This is a genomic window from Acinetobacter sp. ANC_7654, assembly GCF_056779855.1.
On record NZ_JBWYIR010000013.1, the window covers coordinates 87,394 to 108,264 of the forward strand.

Annotated in this window: 23 protein-coding genes; 12 read left to right on the forward strand and 11 right to left on the reverse strand. The window is 38.8% G+C overall.

The window, feature by feature from the left end:
- Positions 1 to 22 precede the first annotated feature (22 nt).
- On the reverse strand, positions 23 to 1,267 hold the full coding sequence (locus tag AC1M86_RS13580) for a YihY family inner membrane protein (protein WP_481608166.1): 1,245 nt from the start codon (positions 1,265 to 1,267) through the stop codon (positions 23 to 25).
- 114 nt (positions 1,268 to 1,381) lie between these two features.
- Between AC1M86_RS13580 and wrbA the strand changes: the two genes are divergently transcribed.
- Positions 1,382 to 1,978: an NAD(P)H:quinone oxidoreductase gene (gene wrbA, locus AC1M86_RS13585; protein WP_481608167.1), complete on the forward strand. Its 597-nt coding sequence runs from the start codon at positions 1,382 to 1,384 to the stop codon at positions 1,976 to 1,978.
- 51 nt (positions 1,979 to 2,029) lie between these two features.
- Here the strand turns inward: wrbA and AC1M86_RS13590 are convergent, their stop codons facing one another.
- A complete protein-coding gene (locus tag AC1M86_RS13590) occupies positions 2,030 to 2,404 on the reverse strand; it encodes a hypothetical protein (RefSeq protein WP_035265212.1) in 375 nt (124 codons plus the stop codon).
- Positions 2,405 to 2,675: 271 nt separating this feature from the next.
- On the opposite strand from AC1M86_RS13590, the gene AC1M86_RS13595 reads away from it, so the two are divergent.
- The 3 genes from AC1M86_RS13595 to AC1M86_RS13605 all read left to right on the forward strand — a co-directional run bounded on the left by AC1M86_RS13595 (position 2,676) and on the right by AC1M86_RS13605 (position 5,648).
- Positions 2,676 to 3,656, forward strand: coding sequence for an aliphatic sulfonate ABC transporter substrate-binding protein (locus AC1M86_RS13595; protein WP_481608168.1), 981 nt, complete (start codon positions 2,676 to 2,678; stop codon positions 3,654 to 3,656).
- Positions 3,657 to 3,771: 115 nt separating this feature from the next.
- Entirely contained in the window at positions 3,772 to 4,818 is a 1,047-nt protein-coding gene (locus AC1M86_RS13600; RefSeq protein WP_481608169.1) for an isopenicillin N synthase family dioxygenase, read from the forward strand.
- Complete coding sequence (locus AC1M86_RS13605) at positions 4,818 to 5,648, forward strand: MetQ/NlpA family ABC transporter substrate-binding protein (protein WP_481608170.1); 831 nt, start codon at positions 4,818 to 4,820, stop codon at positions 5,646 to 5,648. Before AC1M86_RS13600 ends, AC1M86_RS13605 begins: the two co-directional genes overlap by 1 nt.
- 65 nt (positions 5,649 to 5,713) lie before the next feature.
- Here AC1M86_RS13605 and AC1M86_RS13610 read toward each other — a convergent pair whose 3' ends face one another.
- From AC1M86_RS13610 to miaB, 7 genes are all read right to left on the reverse strand, one after another.
- Positions 5,714 to 6,289, reverse strand: coding sequence for a xanthine phosphoribosyltransferase (locus AC1M86_RS13610; protein WP_035265221.1), 576 nt, complete (start codon positions 6,287 to 6,289; stop codon positions 5,714 to 5,716).
- 82 nt (positions 6,290 to 6,371) lie between these two features.
- Positions 6,372 to 7,085: a DUF3108 domain-containing protein gene (locus tag AC1M86_RS13615; protein WP_035265223.1), complete on the reverse strand. Its 714-nt coding sequence runs from the start codon at positions 7,083 to 7,085 to the stop codon at positions 6,372 to 6,374.
- A 141-nt stretch (positions 7,086 to 7,226) separates the two neighbouring features.
- Positions 7,227 to 7,907, reverse strand: a complete 681-nt coding sequence (locus AC1M86_RS13620) for a hypothetical protein (RefSeq protein ID WP_179999309.1) — start codon at positions 7,905 to 7,907, stop codon at positions 7,227 to 7,229.
- A 258-nt stretch (positions 7,908 to 8,165) separates the two neighbouring features.
- Positions 8,166 to 8,459, reverse strand: a complete 294-nt coding sequence (locus AC1M86_RS13625) for an antibiotic biosynthesis monooxygenase family protein (protein WP_180028263.1) — start codon at positions 8,457 to 8,459, stop codon at positions 8,166 to 8,168.
- Between the two features lie 74 nt (positions 8,460 to 8,533).
- Positions 8,534 to 9,022 carry an rRNA maturation RNase YbeY gene (gene ybeY / locus AC1M86_RS13630; protein ID WP_035269880.1) on the reverse strand — a complete coding sequence of 163 codons (489 nt, stop codon included), beginning with the start codon at positions 9,020 to 9,022 and terminating at the stop codon, positions 8,534 to 8,536.
- A 30-nt stretch (positions 9,023 to 9,052) separates the two neighbouring features.
- On the reverse strand, positions 9,053 to 10,138 hold the full coding sequence (locus AC1M86_RS13635) for a PhoH family protein (protein ID WP_481608171.1): 1,086 nt from the start codon (positions 10,136 to 10,138) through the stop codon (positions 9,053 to 9,055).
- A 38-nt stretch (positions 10,139 to 10,176) separates the two neighbouring features.
- The gene (gene miaB, locus AC1M86_RS13640) at positions 10,177 to 11,634 is read right to left on the reverse strand and encodes a tRNA (N6-isopentenyl adenosine(37)-C2)-methylthiotransferase MiaB (RefSeq protein ID WP_179999317.1); all 1,458 of its coding nucleotides are present in this window, start codon (positions 11,632 to 11,634) and stop codon (positions 10,177 to 10,179) included.
- A 360-nt stretch (positions 11,635 to 11,994) separates the two neighbouring features.
- On the opposite strand from miaB, the gene AC1M86_RS13645 reads away from it, so the two are divergent.
- The 5 genes from AC1M86_RS13645 to AC1M86_RS13665 all read left to right on the forward strand — a co-directional run bounded on the left by AC1M86_RS13645 (position 11,995) and on the right by AC1M86_RS13665 (position 16,516).
- Positions 11,995 to 13,908 carry a lytic transglycosylase domain-containing protein gene (locus tag AC1M86_RS13645; protein ID WP_481608178.1) on the forward strand — a complete coding sequence of 638 codons (1,914 nt, stop codon included), beginning with the start codon at positions 11,995 to 11,997 and terminating at the stop codon, positions 13,906 to 13,908.
- A gap of 26 nt (positions 13,909 to 13,934) precedes the next feature.
- Complete coding sequence (locus AC1M86_RS13650; RefSeq protein WP_481608172.1) at positions 13,935 to 14,597, forward strand: ribonuclease T2 family protein; 663 nt, start codon at positions 13,935 to 13,937, stop codon at positions 14,595 to 14,597.
- Positions 14,598 to 14,770: 173 nt separating this feature from the next.
- A complete protein-coding gene (locus AC1M86_RS13655) occupies positions 14,771 to 15,757 on the forward strand; it encodes a malate dehydrogenase (RefSeq protein ID WP_035269892.1) in 987 nt (328 codons plus the stop codon).
- Positions 15,758 to 15,905: 148 nt separating this feature from the next.
- Entirely contained in the window at positions 15,906 to 16,145 is a 240-nt protein-coding gene (locus AC1M86_RS13660; protein WP_179999322.1) for a DUF2789 family protein, read from the forward strand.
- A 119-nt stretch (positions 16,146 to 16,264) separates the two neighbouring features.
- Positions 16,265 to 16,516 (forward strand): DUF2789 family protein, encoded by a 252-nt coding sequence (locus AC1M86_RS13665; protein WP_481586807.1) that lies wholly within the window; start codon positions 16,265 to 16,267, stop codon positions 16,514 to 16,516.
- A 27-nt stretch (positions 16,517 to 16,543) separates the two neighbouring features.
- On the opposite strand, the gene AC1M86_RS13670 is transcribed toward AC1M86_RS13665, so the two are convergent.
- Both AC1M86_RS13670 and AC1M86_RS13675 read right to left on the reverse strand, forming a co-directional pair.
- Positions 16,544 to 17,071, reverse strand: a complete 528-nt coding sequence (locus AC1M86_RS13670; protein ID WP_035269895.1) for a hypothetical protein — start codon at positions 17,069 to 17,071, stop codon at positions 16,544 to 16,546.
- A 58-nt stretch (positions 17,072 to 17,129) separates the two neighbouring features.
- Entirely contained in the window at positions 17,130 to 17,732 is a 603-nt protein-coding gene (locus AC1M86_RS13675) for a 2OG-Fe(II) oxygenase (protein WP_092768036.1), read from the reverse strand.
- A 117-nt stretch (positions 17,733 to 17,849) separates the two neighbouring features.
- Between AC1M86_RS13675 and AC1M86_RS13680 the strand changes: the two genes are divergently transcribed.
- The 3 genes from AC1M86_RS13680 to AC1M86_RS13690 are packed head-to-tail and all read left to right on the forward strand — an operon-like array spanning position 17,850 to position 20,657.
- Positions 17,850 to 18,707, forward strand: a complete 858-nt coding sequence (locus AC1M86_RS13680) for a 23S rRNA (adenine(2030)-N(6))-methyltransferase RlmJ (RefSeq protein ID WP_092768034.1) — start codon at positions 17,850 to 17,852, stop codon at positions 18,705 to 18,707.
- Between the two features lie 39 nt (positions 18,708 to 18,746).
- A complete protein-coding gene (pssA, locus tag AC1M86_RS13685) occupies positions 18,747 to 19,571 on the forward strand; it encodes a CDP-diacylglycerol--serine O-phosphatidyltransferase (protein WP_035269898.1) in 825 nt (274 codons plus the stop codon).
- Between the two features lie 18 nt (positions 19,572 to 19,589).
- Positions 19,590 to 20,657, forward strand: a complete 1,068-nt coding sequence (locus AC1M86_RS13690) for a DUF6670 family protein (RefSeq protein WP_481608173.1) — start codon at positions 19,590 to 19,592, stop codon at positions 20,655 to 20,657.
- The last annotated feature ends 214 nt before the right edge of the window (positions 20,658 to 20,871 follow it).

Genomic DNA, 20,871 nt, shown 5'->3' on the forward strand with positions numbered 1-20,871 from the left:
GGTCTTTTCTTATTGCAAGAGTTTATTTTTCTTCAAGTATGGTCGATAGCGGTACGGAGAGCTTTGCAGCCAGATAATCATCAGCTTCAATCAGTGCAGGACCAATACGGTTCATCCATACATCATCTTCATGAATTTTTCCGATATCATTTTTATCAGGCAGCGTATAAGGCAATGATTTATAAAATGACCAAAAATCAAGATGATCTAAATTTCTAACCAAAACATATTCATTATTATCTGTACGTTTAATAATATTCTGCTGTTCCAATAGATTGACATATTTAGGCCAGCGGCCAATTTCACCGCGTCCTAAAATATCAAGTGCCTCCAGATCGGTTACGGTTTTACCTTGTTTTTGTTTTTTATAGAATAACTCAAGCATATCTAGAAGCATGAGAATTGGATGGCGCGTTTCGGTCTTACCTGTATGAAATGCTGTGAGGGCATAACTTATCTCAACACCAAGCAGTACGATGTTCCAAGAGAGATAAATCCACAACAGGAAAATTGGAACTGCTGCAAAAGCACCGTAAACCAACTGATAACTGGTAAAGTTAGTCATCACGAAGCCGAATAAATTTTTCAGTAACTCGAAGGTAACAGCACTAAAAATCGCAGCAATCATGGCTGCTTTTATTGGAACAGAGCGGTTTGGAATCGTCCAATACAAGGCAAAAAAACCAAATGCGGTGAGTGCAAATGAGATGACCCATAAAATAAAAGTGCCATTCAATTCATAACCTGCAAAATTATTGCTTAGGATGTTCATAGACGCTAAAGTCGATGAAATCACAAAAGCCGAACCCAGCAGGATTGGTCCCAGTGAAATGATGGTCCAATAGCGCATAAAACCAATAATGCCATTACGCGTTTCTGTCACACGCCAAATACGATTGAATGCTGTCTCAATGCTAGTGAGCATCATTACTGTGGTAAAGAATAAAAACAGCACACCAATAATGGTTAAGTTGCTCGAATTGTCAGTAAATGCATTCAATGCTTTGTCAAACGCGATACTGGTTTTAGGCAGAAAATTACTGTAGATCAATTGTTGTAATTGTTGCCGAGCAGGTTCTAATGCTTTAATCGATGAAATGATAACCAAGAATACGGTCAACATCGGCACGACAGCGAAAAGTGTGGTGTAAGTTAAAGAGCCTGCTTGCTCACGACAATTGTTAGCTTCAAAGCGTCGTAGTACAAACAAAATAAACTGAAACCATATTTTATTGTAGAAAGGTAACTTTTTTAAGATTTCCGCCATAAATAATGAGTCTCGAGTATTTTTTAGTTAAAATTCTGTACGTTCGTTGCACAGCTTAACCAAATTTTAAAAAAAATACCGTATAGTTTTCTTTTTTCATTGGATGATCTTTTTATGCAAGCATATGTTCTAGTTTTGTATTACAGCAAATATGGTTCAACCAAGGAAATGGCACATTTAATTGCTCAAGGAATTGAATCTACTGGAATGCTTGCGAAAATTAGAACAGTTCCACAGTTGGCAACAGTGGTGACCGAAGCAGCACCAAGTATTCCAGAGGAGGGCGATATTTATGCGACTTTGGATGATCTTCAACATTGTTCGGGACTTGCATTAGGATCACCAACTCGATTTGGCAATATGGCATCAGAAATGAAATATTTTTGGGATCAAACAACGAGTTTATGGCTCAGTGGTGCATTGCATAATAAACCTGCTTGTGTATTTGGTTCATCGGGCTCTATGCACGGCGGGCAGGAAAGTACATTACTGACTATGTTGCCACCTTTGTTTCATCATGGAATGTTGATTTTGGGTTTAACCAATGCCAACCCAGCTTTATCGAATACAAAATCAGGTGGGACACCCTACGGTGCTACACATGTCAGTGGTCCTAGACACGATCAATCTCTAAGCCAAGATGAAAAATCACTGTGTATCGAGCAAGGGAAACGATTAGGTGAAGTGGCGTTGCAAATGTTAAAGAAATAATTTTAAAGATTATTTTATCATGCATAAAAAAAGTGAGCTTCTCGCTCACTTTTATTTTGAAATATGTTTTTGTTCAAACCGGTGTTTGCACTTTTTGCATTGGTAATCGAGGAAAACATTTTTATCGACGATTTCTCCCGCTTTTTTTCCAAAACGATGACCTAAAAAGCCACCAGTCACACCCACACTGATTGCACCAACAAAAGTGCCAATTGTGCCACCCATGATTACACCTAAAGGGCCCGCAACAGCACCAATGGAAGCACCAATAGAAGCCCCTGATGCAGCACCACCCACAGTACCCGCAGTTGTACCTGCTGCGGAAAGAAGAACACCACCTGTTTTTTGCAGTAATTGTTCATGGTTGCGTTTTTCAATATCAGTTGAACCGCATTTTGGACAGTGTATTTCTAAGTTTTCAGTCATTTAGGATTGCTCTAATCTATACATCCATTTATTTAAAAGATTCTAGCATTGCGCTTAAAGTTGCAACATGGCCGAATGTAGAAAAACTGTAATGCCAGACAAAATAAAAAATTGATTTGAAAATAGATTAATTTAATTTTTAAGGATAAAACCATATTTTATGAGCAGGATGGCTTAGATCTTGAACTGAATAACTAAGCGCAAATAGTGATTTAATTTTTTTCGAAGTTTGGCTTATTTTTTTATTCCAATCAAAAAAATTACCAAGACAATGAAAAAATTATTTGTACTAAGCACCATTGTGACATTGAGTTTTAGCCTCATTGCATGCTCAAAGGAAAAGCCTACTGAGCTTAAGGGTCAAGATGAATCAAAAGAAAAGTTAACAACCTTGAATATTGGTTATCAAAAAGCGGCGCTTAAATTCATCGTTGCAAAACAAAATAAAACTTTTGAGCAGGCATTCCCTGGTGTGAAAATTCAATGGAAAGAATTCCCGGCAGGTCCTCAAACACTAGAAGCATTAAATGTCGGTGCTATAGATGTGGGGTATACAGGGGATACACCTGTAATTTTCGCACTTTCTGCAGGTAAACCAATTCAATATTTAGCTTATGAAAATGGATCTAAAAACTCACATAGCTTGCTCTTACCCAAAGACAGTACGATTCAAAGCTTAAAGGATCTAAAAGGTAAGCGCATTGGTGTTACACAAGGTTCAAGTGCGCATTACTTTCTCTCACAAATATTAGATCAAGCTCAATTGAGCTGGTCTGATATTCAACCCGTCTGGTTAACGCCTGCAGATGCACGAGCTGCTATTGATAAAAAATCACTCGATGCTTGGGCGATTTGGGATCCTTATGCAAGTGCTGCTTCGCTTAAAGGTGATACACGTGTTCTTATTGATTCAAAAGCTTTGCCATTGGCATATAGCTTCTATTTGTCTTCACCAAAATTTTTAAAACAACATGCGGTTGAAGCCCAAAAAATTGTGCAAACATTAAATCAAGTAGATGATTGGATCAATCAACACCCAGATCAAGCCGCAAAAATTTTGGCGCAAAGTACAAGCTTGGACGAAAATATTACCAAACTGGTTTTAGAAAAAAGAAATATTCCTGCTTATGCCAAACTGGTCGATACAGATACAGTCACGGCGCAACAAAAAATTGCAGATTTGTTTTATCAACTTAAACTCATTCCGAATGCCGTGTCTTTAAAAGATCATGTGTGGACTGGGCAAGAGTAAGTGATTGAACGTGAATCATATTTTTATAGACGCATAAGTATCCAATTTAAATGATTTCAAAAGCATTCATCTTTCAGTCATTAATACAATGAAGTATTAGAAAGATGAGTGCATCATGACTCAACCATTAAAACAAAGCTTAAACGCATTTCCTATTCTGAATTTAAGTCAATTTGATCAATCATCAACGCAAGCAGATTTTCTGCAACGACTTGCACATATCGCCAAGGATATTGGTTTTTTTTATTTGACAGGTCATGGCATTTCAGCTGTAAAAATTTCAGAGATTCAGCGTATTACTCGGCAGTTTTTTTCGCTGCCACAAGAACAAAAAGATGAAATCGCTATGATTCATTCCCCGCATTTTCGAGGGTATAGTCGAGTAAATGCCGAAGTTACACGTCTGCAACCTGATTTTAGAGAACAAATAGACATTGGTTTTGAACTAGCAGCATTAGAACCTGAAACTGGACCGATATGGAGACGTTTGCAGGGACCAAATCAGTGGCCTTCGAATTGGCCTGAGTTTCAACGCGTAGTCACCGCATGGCAACGAGATCTCAGACAAGTTGCAATTAAATTATTAAAAGCTTTGTTGCTTTCATTGGGGCAGCAGGACACAGCACTTGATCAATTGATTACAGGCAGTCCACATGAACTACTCAAGCTGATTCATTATCCCCCAATTGATCAAATGAATCATCAGGGTGTAGGGCCTCATAAAGACTCCAATATTTTAACTTTACTTTTACAAGACCAGATCGGAGGACTTCAGGTCTTAAGTCAAGGCAAATGGATTGAAGTACCATTTGTTGAACACGCATTTGTCGTCAATATCGGTGAGGTTTTAGAGCTTGCTACGAATGGTTATTTGATTGCAAATCAACATCGAGTCATATCTCCAACGAATGCAGATCGGTATTCGGTTGCTTATTTTCTTTCTCCCAATTTATTTGCTGGTGAAATTCCGCTTTTAAATCTTGCAGATAATTTAAAAGCGCTTGCACAAGGACCAGAGACAGATCCGCTGAATCCTTTACTGAGAAATGTAGGAGAAAACTGTATCAAAGGTCGACTTAGATCTCATTTAGACGTTACTGAAAAATATTATCCAGCGCAATTTAAACAACTCAAACAATCAACAACAATATCGAGTAAATGATGAAGTCAAAATACGCCCAATTTTTATTTATTATTTTTGCAATTCTCATTATCAGTGCATGTAGTGCTCAACCTGAATCTCAAAAAACAAAGCAAACACAACCAACAATCGTGATTGGATCACATGGATCGGATGTTGATATTTGGAGATATATCGCGGATTCTGATCAGGCGAAAACAGCAAATGTTGGCATTGAGGTGAAAGAAATTAATGACGGTGTGGCTTTGAATCAAGCTTTGCTCGATGGTGAAATTGATGTAAATGCATTTCAGTCTTGGGCGTATTTCAAAGAATTTAATGACTTGAATCATCATAAGCTTGCTGTCTTGGCGACCACTTATTTAGAGCCTATGGGTTTATATTCTCAAAACTACAAGTCACTAACTGCTTTGCCTGATCGGGCCTTAATTGCAATTCCAAATGATGTGGCGAATACAGCACGTGCATTAAGGTTATTAGAAAGTGCTCAGCTAATTACACTTAAGCCTGATTTTAATACGATTTCTGGAACTCTTGAAAGTATCCAGTCAAATCCGAAATCACTTCAATTTAAATTGGTCAAAGGTGCACAACTACCACGTGTATTGTCTGAGGTGGATTTAGCCGCAATTGGAAATACTATTGCTCTAGAAAGTGGACTAAATGTAATAACAAATGCGATATTTAAAGAAGAGGTTACTGATAAAGCTTTAGAAAATGTCAATATACTTGCAGTGCGTAAAGATCGATTGAATGATCCACAATTTCAAAAACTTTCAAATCTTTACCATCAGCCTTACGTTGAAGATTATATTCAAAAGCATTTTGGTGGTACAAAATTGGGTATTTAACTTGATCCTGCCACATTAAAATAAAAAAAGCGCCGTTAGGCGCTTTTTTTAATTGATGTTCAAAATTATTCTTGAACAAAAGTCACTGTCCCATTTGCAAGTGATTCAACACGAGCAAGTGATTCAACTCGGTAACCTTTTTCAAGTAAAAGATCACGGCCAGGTTGGAACGACTTTTCAATCACGATACCAATCCCGACAACCTCAGCTTCAGCTTGGTGAATCAAATCAGCTAAACCTAAAGCTGCTTGTCCATTCGCAAGAAAGTCATCGATCACAAGAACCTTATCTGTTGCTGCAATGTGCTTCTTAGAAATAGCAATTGTGCTTTCTACTTGCTTTGTAAATGAGAATACTTTTGAACGATATAAATCATCTTTTAAAGTTAAAGATTGATACTTACGTGCAAAAATTACCGGTACACCAAGTTCCAAGCCAGCCATCACAGCAGGTGCGATACCTGAAGCTTCAATTGTGATGATTTTGGTGATGCCTGCATCTTTGAATAGACGAGCAAATTCTTGACCAATTTGTTGCATCATCACTGGGTCGATTTGGTGGTTTAGAAAAGAATCAACTTTTAAAACCTGATCAGATAGAACGATACCTTCGTTTAAGATTTTCTGTTCTAGTGCGTACACGGGAGAATCCTCTAGGGCAGGTGCCTTTTTAAGCAAAGACGTATTTTAAAAAGCATCTGCAAAAAAGCAAGTAAAAAATGCCTTAATTTTGTGGACCGTTATACCCTGTCAGTAAGAGCCCGTATGAAGATTTCTTATCTTGGTGTGTGACTTTCACTGGTAGATAGTCCAATTTCGGAGACAGCCAAAAAATCGTTTCACGACCTGGTTTATCATGTTTCATCACTACTTTGATGGTATCAAACGTGCCGTACTTGGTTTCCACTTTTTCAGTGCCTTGTTTGACGAATCGACGTGATTCAACTTCTTTAGCATCTGCAATCCAATATTGCGATTTTAAACCGTTATTTTTGAGGTCTTCACGAATTTGCAATTCTGCATTTAACTCATCCAGTACACCAGATTTCCATGCAAATGAGCGTTGCTCTTTATCTTTGGTGGTGTTAATGGTTTTGGCACTCGGATTAAATTTAATGCTCATTGTATTGTTATGAACCAAAATTTTACTGGTGCGACTGAAATTGGATGATTGAATCTGATTATTGTTGAATGTGAAGTTACTGGTTTCAGTCGCTGAAGCAATACCACCTGCTTTAGCTGCAAAAACGTAATTCCATGTGTTACCTGATTTTTTCAAGGTTCGTGTTGCTGACCCCAAGTTTTTACCATTGTATGCAAACTGATAAGAGGCTTGGAAGGGCGTCATGGCAAGCGCTTGACTTGAATAGCCTGTGAAAAGCACGGCTGTACCTACACTTGCAATCACACTCAAAGTTTTAAACGATTTAAATGCCATAAATATTTTCCTTTACCTTCGTATCGAAGGATCACTTGAAGTTTTATTATCTCTGATAAATAAGGAGAAATAATCAATAATCACAGTGAAAATGTATTTTTCTGTAGCTTAAGCTTTATGACGACATCAAAACGCTGCGCTCTAGTCGTCCTTTTGTTTAATTGGTGTAATGTGATCACTTTCCACTTCATCAGATTTAGATTTGAATCGATCAGTATTCATTTTGCTGAATAAAGCCATCAAATTTACATTACCAATCACCACCAATTCTGTTTCACGAAGTTCTGCATGGTTGACGTGTACTTTGCCCAATGTTTCAATGATCGAGCGATTTTTTCCGAGCCACTGATTTAAATCGAGATGTAAGAGATCGTCCTTGACTTTAATGACATTAAACCGCTCTAAAATCATGCCAAGTGGATCTTTACGAAGAATTTTTTGATAGAAAAATAGGGCAGAGCGGAATGCAATTTTCATCCAAAAGGTTTGAAATTTTGCTTCAATGACTTCGGTTTCACTAATTTGTTCAAATACAATCAGTTGTACATCTTTATTCAATTCCATTTGAATCAGCTTTAAATCTACAGAGAGAATGGTATAAAGCCCTTTCACATTCAAAGTGGCATAGAGTCGAAGCCAATCGTCGTGTAAATCAGCATGTAAGTCTTCAAGGATGCTGACATTGTCGGTCACAAAGCGCTTGAAAGTCGCATTTAAAAAAACTTGAGAGACAGGAAATTCACGTTCTTCTTCAATAAACCCTTCAGCCTTTTGATAGACTTTACGAAATTTGTTCGCGATATTTGAAATAATCGTTGGCATAAGTGAAGTTCCATTACCTCTAAATCTTGTGAGATGTCAGCTAGTGTATATCTTGTAGGTGATTACTGCCGAAGGATAACAGCTTATCCAATTGCGATGTAATGTTTACAAAGACGTTTATTATGGTTTTGATGGTCAGGCGTTATTTAAGTTTAATCTATTGGTTTCGCATGACTTTATCTTATTTTATCTGAAGAACTTGCTCAATATTTAACTCATTTGTCTAAAATATGTCATCAATATAAAGATCAACTCGATTTATTCAGATTGATAAGCGCGCTGAATCTGACAGACCTCAATCGAATACGTGTCATACCATGATAGGCGACCTTTTTGTTGGGCATAAAGATGTTGGGTGTCTTGATGCCAAGCTTGAATATCTTCTAACCGACTCCAATAAGAAAGACTGACTTCATTATCCTTCTCTTGATAGCTTTCAAACTTTGTACAATGGTAATCATGCATCGCTTTATGCCGCATTTGGCTAGCCAATATTACATATTCATCATCAATATTTTTTATTTTAGCTTTGAAGATGACAACGAAGTTCATTTTTGAATACTCATTTATTATTTTAATTTGCTTCCCGAATAACGGGAAGCATAGACCGAAGTCATTGAGGAGTGTTATTCGTCATCCAAAAGCAGGTAAGGATTTTCAAAACCTAGTTTTTGTAAAATCTCAATCTCAATTGCTTCCATTTCCTCAGCATCTTGTTCAGAAGTTTCATGATCATAGCCCATCAGATGTAAAGTACCGTGAACCAACATATGAGTGAAATGTGTTAATGGTGCTTTAAATTGTTCTTCTGCTTCACGAAGCACAACGGGAATACAAATCACCAGATCTCCGATAGGGAAACTGTCTAGAATTTCAGCCATTTCATCTGGTAAGTCGCTTGGAAAAGATAAAACATTGGTTGGCTTATCTTTACCACGATATTCAAGGTTAAGTTTGTGACTTTCTTCGACATCTACGCAAGCTATACCAATTTCACAATCGCTTTGTGTATCAATATGACGAAGGGTGGTTTCAATAATTTTTTTAACATACGCACGTTTGAGCACCAAGCTTGATGCTTCAAACGATTGTTGTAATGAGAGACTGAGTTTCAAAATCTTGCCTTGAGCGTGATTAGATTTAAATTACTCTGCATCTTGATGCTGAGCATCAGCAGCAGAATCATTTTCTGATATGAGTACTTCTTGACGCGCTTTACGTTCCGCACGTGCTTCAGCAGTTAAACGATGTTGTTCACTGTCCCAACCTTCGTATGCTTCTACAATTTTTTGTACAAGCTGGTGTCTTACAACATCACGTGAGTGAAAACGTGTGATATGGATTTCTTTAATCTTTTCAAGCACACGTAATGAATGTGCCAAACCAGACTGTTGTCCACGTGGTAAATCCACTTGAGTAATGTCACCGGTAATGACTGCACGCGAACCAAAACCAAGACGAGTTAAGAACATTTTCATCTGTTCTGGCGTTGTATTTTGAGCTTCATCTAAAATGACAAAGGAGTGATTGAGTGTACGACCACGCATATATGCAAGTGGGGCTACTTCAATAATTTGACGCTCAATTAATTTTGCCACTTTTTCAAAGCCAAGCATTTCATACAGGGCATCATAGAGTGGGCGTAAATAAGGATCAATTTTCTGTGATAAGTCACCTGGCAAGAAGCCAAGTTTTTCACCAGCTTCCACAGCAGGGCGAACTAAAAGAATACGTTGAATTTCATTGCGTTCAAGCATATCAACGGCAGCAGCTACAGCCAAATAGGTCTTACCTGTACCCGCTGGACCAATCCCGAAAGAAATATCACTTTGAAGAATACGTTGTACATAGCGTTTTTGGTTGGCCCCCCGTGGATTAATGCGGCCCTTACGGGTTTGGAGCCAGACTTCGTCAAGTCCTGTGTGTTCTTGATTAGGATCCAATTGTAATTCATGATCAGTCTGGCTGCCTTGAATCATTAAATGAATCAAATCAGAGCTGATTTGTTGAGAAACTTCAGCTTCGGCGTATAAGCGCTGAAGTAAGCTTTCAACTCTCTCGACTTCATCAATTCCACCGTCAATAAAAAAACTATCGCCACGCTGACTGATTTTTACATCTAAACGTTGTTCAATTTGTTTCATATGACCGTTGTACGCGCCAAGCATGGTTTGTAAACGGTCCATTGAAACACCGGGAAAAGCCACTGTACGTCGAATCGCTGCAGTCAAGAGATTTCCTTTAGAGTCTATTAATCTATACCTCTACATTACGCCACGTCAGGTTCAAGATTCAAGAGTTCACCGTAAACTAAATTTAAGGTTTTAATCTCTGTAATCTCAATCTCTGCAAAGCGTCCAAGCCAAGAGGCATCACCAATAAATGTTACTAAACGTGTATTGTCTGCGGTTCCTACCAATAAGTTTGGATCGTGTTTTGAAACGCTCTCAATGAGCACACGTTGGACAGTACCAAGCATAGCATCAGTTTTTTGGATACTTGACTGCTTAATCCATTGTTGAACTTTAGCCAAGCGCTCTTTTTTAACATCTTCAGGTGTTAAATCTTCCAGCTCTGATGCTGGTGTACCAGGACGTTTCGAGTAGATGAAACTATAAGAATGATCAAAATCTAAGTCTTGAATAAATTGATATGTCTCTTCAAAGTTAGCATCAGTTTCACCAGGGAAGCCAATAATAAAGTCTGAAGACAAATGCATATCAGGGCGTACCTGGCGTAATTTAGCAATCTTATCGATATAAACGTCAATCGTGTGGTTACGCTTCATCGCCTTCAATACATCATTTGAACCACTTTGAACTGGTAAATGAAGGTGAGAAACCATCTGTGGTAGGTCACGATAGCATTGGATAAGGTCATCATTGAATTCTAATGGATGAGATGTCGTATAGCGAATACGACCAATGCCTGGAATTTCCGCCACTAGACGAAGAAGATCAGCAAACGTACAGATTTCACCTTCGAATGTTTCTCCGCGGTAACCATTTACGTTTTGACCGAGTAAAGAAACCTCACGTACGCCCTTTTCCGCAAGACCAGCAATTTCAGCAAGTACATCATCTAGGGGACGAGAGACTTCCTCACCACGAGTGTATGGCACCACGCAGAATGAACAGTATTTTGAACAGCCTTCCATAATCGATACGAAAGCTTTATAACCTTCAACGCGAGGTTCAGGTAAGAAGTCGAACTTTTCGATATCTGGAAATGAGATGTCTACCAGTTTGATTTTCTCTTTTTTCGGCTTTTCAATTTGATCCGTATGCTGATCAAGCATTTGTGGCAAACGGTGAAGTGTTTGTGGACCAAATACCATGTCGACATAAGGTGCACGTTTTTGGATATTGTCACCTTCTTGAGATGCAACACATCCACCTACACCAATCACCAAATCAGGATTTTTTTCTTTCAGCTTGCGCCAGCGACCTAATTCTGAAAATACTTTTTCTTGCGCTTTTTCACGAATTGAACAGGTATTCATTAAAAGAATATCTGCATCAGCAGGGTCTGTTGTTAATACATAACCGTGTGAATCACCTAGCAAGTCGGCCATACGATGACTGTCATACTCATTCATCTGACACCCTTGCGTTTCGATATACAGTTTTTTGACTGCACCATCGATGGCTGGGGTGTGCTGTGGCTGGGTAACAGTGTTTTCTGAGGCAGCTGGGGCACTATTCGGAATGAAGGTTTGAACCGTCATGAAGGCTCCTATCCTATAAAAAGGGATAAATATGTTCCGGTGAAGTATGGGGGAATCCCACACTCGATAAAAGCGAGCTATTTTACAGTATTTGTACTACGGGTTGAACAAATATATAAATCAGATCAAGTTTATGGATTTACAGTAAAAATACTTTAAAATAATAGTGGTTAATCAGCGCTTTACATAACAGAACAGTACTTGATCATTAGAGTATTTAAAATACATTTTAAAATTGCCAAGCGCTGCAAAAGAGTTGATCATGCAAAAAAGCATGTCCAAATGTAGCGACGAGTTAAAGTTGAGAAGAGAAGCGTGTTAAAAAAAGCAGTGAAGCAAAACCAGTTAAAACAATATTTAATGGGGCTGATAACACTAGGTTGTTTGCCCGTTGCTCATGCGGCTGAAGAGCAATTTAATGAGGCGATTAAATTTGCGAACTCGGGTAATACAGCTCAGCTCGAATATTATCGTTCTGCAATGCAAAATGATGCGCTTGGATATTATCCAGAATATTGGATGTTGAATAATAATTTAGGCTTCCAACCCGCAACGAATATTATCAGCTTTGCACAGCGCTATCCTCAATCTGCAATGGCTGAAAAATTAGCTGCTGATTATGTCGAAGAAAAGGTAAAACAAGCGGATTTCAAGACAGCTCAACCTGTTTTACCTTATGTCACCAATCCTGACCAAGCTGAAAGCTGTGCGGTTGCGCAAGTACGAGCAAAAAATGGCGATACATTGGTGTACGCGGAATACAAAGATGTCTGGCTTACAACAGAGTCGCAGCCAGAATCGTGTAATGGTTTAGGTCGCTTAATGCTAAGTAGTCCCTTACTCACCACCACTGATCGTCAACAGCGCTTGTTTGCGCAACTTAGAGCGGGCCAGTCTGGTCCAGCGATCGCAACAGCACAAACTCTGGGTTTAAACTTGTCATTAGCACAATTAAATCAAATTCAGGCAGATCCTTTGAATTATTTATGGTCTGCGACCAAAGGAACAACAGTAGATTATGCTTATTTGGTGTTTGCTTTAGGTCGTGCTGCAGATGCTGACTTGAACACGGCGCTTCAAAATCTTCCTCGTGTCGTGCAAGGTGTTCCTGCAGATGTTCAAAAGTATATGTACCGCACGGTGGCGTATATTGGAGGCACGACAGTGATGAAAAATAATTTTAATCCTGAAGTGCTGAAGAACTTTGATTACAGTTATGGCGTGCCTTTTACACCAGAAGAGGCTGAAATTTACGCGCGTCAAGCGATTCGTTTTGGTGAGTGGGAAAGTGTGTTGCGCGCCATAGATAGTATGAGCGTTACGCAAAAACAAGAAGATCGCTGGCAATATTGGATGGCGAGAGCGTATGAAAATCGCAAAGATCAAGCTTCCAAGCAAGCTGCAAAAAGTATTTATCAACGATTAGCTGCCGCTGGCGATGATTATCACAATCTGTTGGCAAAAGATCATTTAGGTATTCGTTATAATGAAGCACATGATCGGGCACAACCAAGCGCACAGGATATTCAACGTTTAGATCAAGATATTCACTTTAGACGTGCTTTTGCATTACGCAATATCAATGCTTCAGCAACTTACACAAACCGTGAATGGAATTGGGCTGTCCGCCAAGCTTATCTTAAGCAAGATGATGGTCTATTACTGGCTGCGGCAAAACGTGCCACAGAAATGGGGTGGTATGACCGTGCTATTTATGCGGCGGAAAGAACACTTAAACGTCATAACTATGCATATCGTTATGCGACACCACATCAAAATCTAGTGGTGACGCATAGTAAAAATGCAGGGATTGATCCTTCGTGGGCTTATGGTTTAATGCGTCAAGAAAGTCGCTTTGTAACCACGGCCCGTTCACATGTAGGTGCTGGTGGATTGATGCAAATTATGCCTGCAACAGCAAAAGATGTGGCACGAAAAATGGGTGAAACGTATAATCCTGCTGCATTATCAGATCCGAATACCAATATTCGTTATGGGACATATTACCTGTCAATGATTCAAGGTATGCTGAGTAACAGTCCAGTTCTAGCTACGGCTGGCTATAATGCAGGGCTGACTAGAGCACGCCGTTGGCAACCAGAGTTTAAAAGTATTGCGGCGGATCAATACACAGAGTCAATACCACTTCATGAAACACGTGACTATGTGAAGAAAGTTATGACCAATGCTGCTCATTATGGTGTTTTGCTTGGACAGGGGCCGCAAGCGATCGAAAGTCGTATGCCGCCTATTCCAGTAAGAAATACGCAATAGCATTTCAACTATTTTTGTGAGCTTTGATGAATCACACAAAACTGCTGTTTAGTCGTCAACACACTTACCTCCTCAGTAGTTTGAGCGTAGGGGCTTTGTTGTGTTCAGCAGATGTGATGGCATCAGGGAAAGGTTTACAAGGATATGTGCTTCAAGTACAGATGACACCTGCCATTTGTGCATTAGATCGAACAAAAGCGAAACACCGTAAATGCCTAGAAGGATATTCACTGACGATAAAGGGTCTTATCCCAGAAACCAGTCGTCATGATTGCCAAACGAGTTCATCTGCCACCTTGGCACCGCTACAGAAGAGGGTTGTTGCTAGGGTGATGCCTGATGAGCAGGCTAGAATTAGGCTGTGGGCCAACTATGGTGGTTGCGTTCCAATGAATGCCAGTCAGTATTTTCGTACCATTATTAATCATGCAGACCAATTAAAAGTTCCTGATTACTTAACAGGAGTGGATCGTAAAACAGTCTCTATCGCGACATTACGATCGCAATTCATCAAACTCAACCCAAAATTACCCAGCCAAGGTATTGAATTTCAATGCCAAAGCTTAAATGGTCGCCCGGTGTTAACGGGGGTTGAAATCTGTTATCGCACGAATGGTCAATTCAAGTCATGTGCATCTGATATTGTCTCAACATGCCCAAATACATTTGACATAGAGGGCGCCTACTAATTTATTTCCGCGAAGTTAATTTATATTTCCTATCAGACTTTTGTTGAAATTCATTCTCTTTTCAATGCATCTGTCAAAGTATTGGAGTACAATCTTCGCCGTTTATGATTATTAAGATTAGATAGAACAGCTATTTAATCGCATTGACTATCCTCTCAACTGGAGATAATTACATGAAGCAACCTGTTCGCGTTGCCGTTACTGGCGCTGCTGGTCAAATTGGTTACAGCCTTTTATTCCGTATCGCTAGCGGTGAAATGTTGGGTAAAGACCAACCAGTTATTCTTCAATTATTAGAAATTCCTGTTGAGAAAGCTCAACAAGCGCTTAAAGGCGTGATGATGGAACTTGACGACTGTGCTTTCCCATTATTGGCTGGCATGATCGGTACTGATGATCCTAAAGTTGCATTCAAAGATGCTGACTACGCGCTTCTTGTTGGTTCACGTCCACGTGGTCCTGGTATGGAACGTGCTGACCTTCTTAAAGTCAACGGTGAAATCTTCATCGGTCAAGGTCAAGCGCTTAACGAAGTTGCTAGCCGTGACGTTAAAGTTCTCGTTGTAGGTAACCCTGCTAACACGAATGCTTATATCGCAATGAAATCTGCTCCAGATCTTCCAGCGAAAAACTTCACAGCAATGTTACGTCTTGACCACAACCGTGCGTTAACTCAACTTGCTCAAAAAGCTGGTGTTGCAGTTTCAGACATCAAAAACATGACAGTTTGGGGTAACCACTCTCCAACAATGTATGCTGACTACCGTTTTGCTAACGTAAACGGCGAAAGCTTAAAAGACAAAATCAACGATGCTGCATGGAATAAAGACGTATTCCTTCCAACTGTTGGTAAGCGTGGTGCTGCGATCATCGAAGCACGTGGTCTTTCTTCTGCTGCTTCTGCTGCAAACGCTGCAATCGACCATATGCGCGATTGGGCTCTTGGCACAAACGGCGAATGGGTAACTATGGGTATTCCTTCTGATGGTTCTTACGGTATCCCTGAAGGCGTAATGTTCGGTTTCCCTGTAACTTGTGAAAATGGCGAGTACAAAATCGTTCAAGGTCTTGAAATTGACGAATTCAGCCGTGAGCGTATCAACTTCACGCTTAATGAGTTAGAAGAAGAACGTGCAGCGATTGCTGACATGGTTAAATAATTTAGTTTTCAACTAAATTAAAAAAGCACTCCGAATGGAGTGCTTTTTTAATGCACAAAACTTAACAATGCTTAAGAAATCCTTCTACATAGAACTTTGTACTGACATGTTATCTTGAACAAAATCATGAAAATTCAAGGAGCAATCCATGTTGGATATGGAAGTAAATCAAGAATTACTTTTTGAGCAATTGGGCTTAGATAGCTCACCTGAAGGGATTGATCAATTTATACAAACACATCGGCTTGATCCCAATACGCCGATGCATGAAGCTGATTTTTGGAATCCATCGCAACGCGATTTTATTATTAGTCATTGGAAAAAAGATAATGAATGGGCCATTGTCATTGACCAATTGAGTGAGCAGCTCACAAACGATACAAAGTGATGAAAATATAATCACAAATTGAAACAATAAACCCAGACTAAAAGCTGGGTTTTTTCATGGATTTTTTATAAGTTATTTAAATAATAATTTTATTAAAATCTGATAAGGGGAGTCTCTTGATGGAACATAAACCTTCCTTAGCGTTATTATTTTCTCAATTGGGGTTGGCAAATAGTCCAGCGGCAATTGAACTCTATATCCGTACACATCAGCTTTCCGCGCAACAAAATTTACATGATGCACCATTTTGGAATAAAGGTCAGCGTGACTTCTTAATTAGTCATTTAGTACAAGATGATGATTGGGCAATATGGATAGATGAACTTAATCAACAATTACATATGGATGCATATAAATTAAGAATGGCCTAAAAAAAAGCCCCTTTCATGGGGCTTTTTTTAATGCATCTTAGGTTTGGTTAACTGGATAAACCACTCTTGGTCATGAAATTGTTTGAAAGCAGGGTGAGTTCTTATCACCTCTAAATCATGATCAATAGTTTTAAAATATTTATTTAGCCAATGGCGTGTAAGTGCTGATTCTTTACGAGAAGCGCAAGCATACGCGAGATTAAAATAAACATCACTATGATTGGTCGATGTTAATGATTTTAAAATTTGCTGAGTGATGATCGCAAATTTTTCATCTTGAGTAATCTCAAAATACATCATGTAGGCTCTGGCTAACATCAGGGTAAGATTAATATACAAACGCATTGGCATTTCTTCGAAATCTACTCGACCTTGTTCAAGAAGAACAATCGCTTCTTGAAGAAAATGAATTTGTTCCTGACGAAGCTTACTCATACTGACCAGCTCTAAACGCAATTCGGCACGTTCAAAGGCAAGCTCAGGCGTATTTTTTTGTAAGTAAAGTTGGTCTGTTTCACCAATGCGTTGAATAATTAGCTTGGTATTTGATTGCATGGATGAGTCCTCATCAGGTTTAAAACCTATATGGAGGCAACTTCGAAAAAATAAAGCGCTAAATTAAAGTTCGTGCGGTCCTTAACCAAGCTGTAATCGAAAGACGTTGGTGGTGTGCAACAAGAACTTCATGTAATAAATCGCTTTGAAATAGAGCGATGCGATTAGGTTTAGGTTCAATAATATGCCACTGATTATTCTTATCTTGGAGCTTTAGTTGACCACCCCAATGCTGATGCCATTCCTCATGCAGATAAAAAACTGTCGACATCACACGACCATTTTTGCCTTGAGGGTTGTCTCGATGTAAAGCATAGAAATCACCAGGATTATAACAAGCGAAGTGGGCTTCGACTTCTTGAATGCCTAGATAAAATGCACGATTTAATTCCTGAGAGAGTAAATCTAAGGTTTTTATGTGTTGATGGGAAATTGATAGTTTTGGATCTAACCACAAAATGTGATCGCTGCGGATTGTGCTGACAATGCCATTTTGAATTGCTGCATTTCGAAAATCATCAAGATGGATTTGGCATTCATTTACAACGTTTTTTAAATAGCTTGGTGGGTATGCATGATCGATGATACTGAAGCCATGTTGATCTAAATCATCAAGGATTTGATCAACATTCCAATCCCCTGGGATGACAACTGCTTCCATATTTATCTCGCTATTTACTGTATAAAAAAAAGGTCAGCTATTTTAGAGTAATAATCGATTCTGAATGAAACACTTTTTCATGTTAAAATGATTGTTGATCTTAGGAATAATTGAAACATGAATTACCGTCACCATTTCCATGCTGGAAACTTTGCCGATGTCATGAAGCATGTATTGTTGCTTCAGATTTTGTCACGTCTTAATCAAAAAGATAAGCCGTATCGTTACATTGATACACATGGTGGTGCAGGTAAATACGATTTATCAACGTCTGCAGCACAGAAGTCGGGAGAGTTTTTAAATGGTATTCACCGTTTAGTTAAACTTGATGACTCAATTAAGCGTAATGCCCCTGAAGGTGTTAAGCAATATCTTAAAGTTGTAGAAGATATGCGTGCAGGTGCCGGAAAAGGCGCTTATCCGGGTTCGCCATGGTTCGCTTTGGAAGGAATGCGCGAAACAGATAAAGCAACAATTTTTGAGATGCAACGAGATGTATTTCAGCAACTTTACATGAATGTGCGTGATCGTCGGGCAGGTTTGCATGAGCGTGATGCTTATGAAGGTTTGCTCGGTGTGATTCCTCCAAAAGAAAAACGTGGATTGGTCATGATTGATCCACCATATGAGGTGGAGCGAAAGGATTTTCCGCAGTTGGTTGAACTCATCGCTACGGCATATAAGAAATGGCCTACAGGCGTATTTGCAATTTGGTACCCAATTAAAGATCGCGCAATGATTGATCGTTTTGAGAAAAAAATGATTAAGACTGGTATTCGCCGTCAATTGGTTTGTGAAGTATGTGTATGGCCAGACGATACACCTGTAGGATTAAACGGTTGTGGTTTATTGGTGATTAATCCACCTTGGAAGTTTTCTGAAGATGCAGATGAAGCATTGCAATGGCTTTTCCCGCACTTAAGAATGAGTGAAAATGGTGGTCATGCTGCCGTTCGTTGGTTGGTCGGCGAATAAGAATATTGAGAGATAAGGCTACAGTTAGGACGAATGACAATGACAAATATAAATAAACCTGAAACTGAATCTTCTCCAAGAAATGTTCCGGGCTTTGATGGTATTACTTTCGAAGTTGAAGAAGAGGAACATACGCAAGAAGGGCAAAAGGTTAAGCGTCGTGGGATTTATCTGTGGCCAAATCTGATTACTACTGCGGCATTGTTGTCAGGGTTTTACTCAATTATTGCAAGTATGAATGGCGAATTCACACAAGCTATTTATGCCATTTTTATCGCTGCTTTATTTGATGGTTTAGATGGTCGGGTCGCACGAGCAATTGGAGCGCAAAGCCCTTTTGGTGAGCAGTTTGATTCATTATCAGATATGTTGGCATTTGGTGTTGCGCCTGCAATTTTGATGTATAGCTGGAGCCTCCATGATCTAGGTCGAATCGGTTTGGCTGCATGTTTTGTCTATACTGCTTGTGCTGCATTCCGATTGGCACGTTTCAATGTGCAAATAGGTGTGGTTGATAAACGCTATTTTATTGGTGTAGCTAGCCCTCTAGCCGCAGTAATGATCATTTCTTTGGTTTGGGTGGGGCGTGATTTCCCTGAAATTTTTGTCCTATCTGATCCAATGATTCAGACCATAAATGCAGTCATTATTATTGCAGTTGGCTTGCTGATGATTTCGAATATTAAATACTATTCGTTTAAAACCGTAGATCGTAAACGTGTGCCGTTTGCAGTCTTGCCTATTGTTGTGTTTATCTTTGCTGCGATTACGTACAATATTCCTGTCGGTATTTTAGTGCTTTCGATTATTTATGCACTTTCAGGTTTCGTCACTACATTTTTGGCTCGAGAAAAGACAATATAAATAAAAAAGGAGTTTGGTATGCAGTTGTTGATGAGTTTAGCGGACGATTCAAAACAGCTGAATCAGGCTCCTTTTCCTCTTCGGTTGGATTATCACGGTCCACGAGGAATCTATAAAATTATTCATCAAGGACTGATGATTCCAGGATTACCATCTCCACTTTATTATTTTAATTTTTTAACCATTATCGGACAGCCGAATGTTCCAATGCTGCGTAATGATTATGCAATTAAAACAAGAGCCTTGGATACTGTTTCACTCATTACGAGCATTAGTCCACATATGGTTGGACATTTTCATGGTTATTCAATCATCAATGATTGCGAGATTAAAGAGAATAGATTTGTATTCGGACAAAGAGAGCAACTAGAAGGCTCAATCCCAAACTTCAAATTAATAAGAAAGGACAATGAACTTTCCGTTGATCTGAATATTCAAACTCAGCCAATTATTTCGCACTTTACCAAACTAAAATTAGGTTTATTTGATCACTGGTCATTAGTGTGTCAATGCAAAGGAACAGTAACCTATAAAGAACAAACATATAAAATTGACCAGTTAGGATCATTTGAATTTGCCAGAGCGATCAATATTCCTTATCTACCGCTTCATTTTTTTACCTATCAGATAATTAACTTAATCAACCAAAGACAGTTACTTCTTGCTCATATACGCAATGGTTTAAATCAAATTGTGCAATCAAGGATGTATCTAAGAGATTTAAAAGCTCAGACATCTGAAATGTTTGATGATGTTTATTTCAAAGTCCATCGTGTATACCCAAAAATAAAGACCCCTAATGGACATGAGATGTATTTAGCGCGCGTATTTGAATGGTCATTTGAAAATAAAAAAAGAAAAATAATCGTGAAAGGTGAAAGTCGTGGAGATTTTAAATTCGGTCTTGCCGCAGGTTATGTCGGTAGTTTTAGTTATCAGGTGCAGATTGATGGAATTAAAGAAGTGGGACAATCTGGGTATTGTGAATATATAGATTGCCGTAGTTTAAAGTGGCAAGAAATTAATAAAGATGAAAAATTAATGGATAATTTTGCAAGTATTGTGCCATGCACGCTTAAAAAATAGCTCCAAAAGCATAAAAATCACGTAAATTGAACAATAAATATCCAGTTAATCATATTTTTTTTAAATATTTAAAAAACATGGTTGCATTGGGGGAGGAATACTGTAGAATGCACATCCATCGGCGGTGATGTTGATTAAAACTTGTTGAAAAACAAGGATTTAGCTGAATAGGTTGGATCTAAGTTTTGAGAATGAGTTAGAAAATAAATTAACA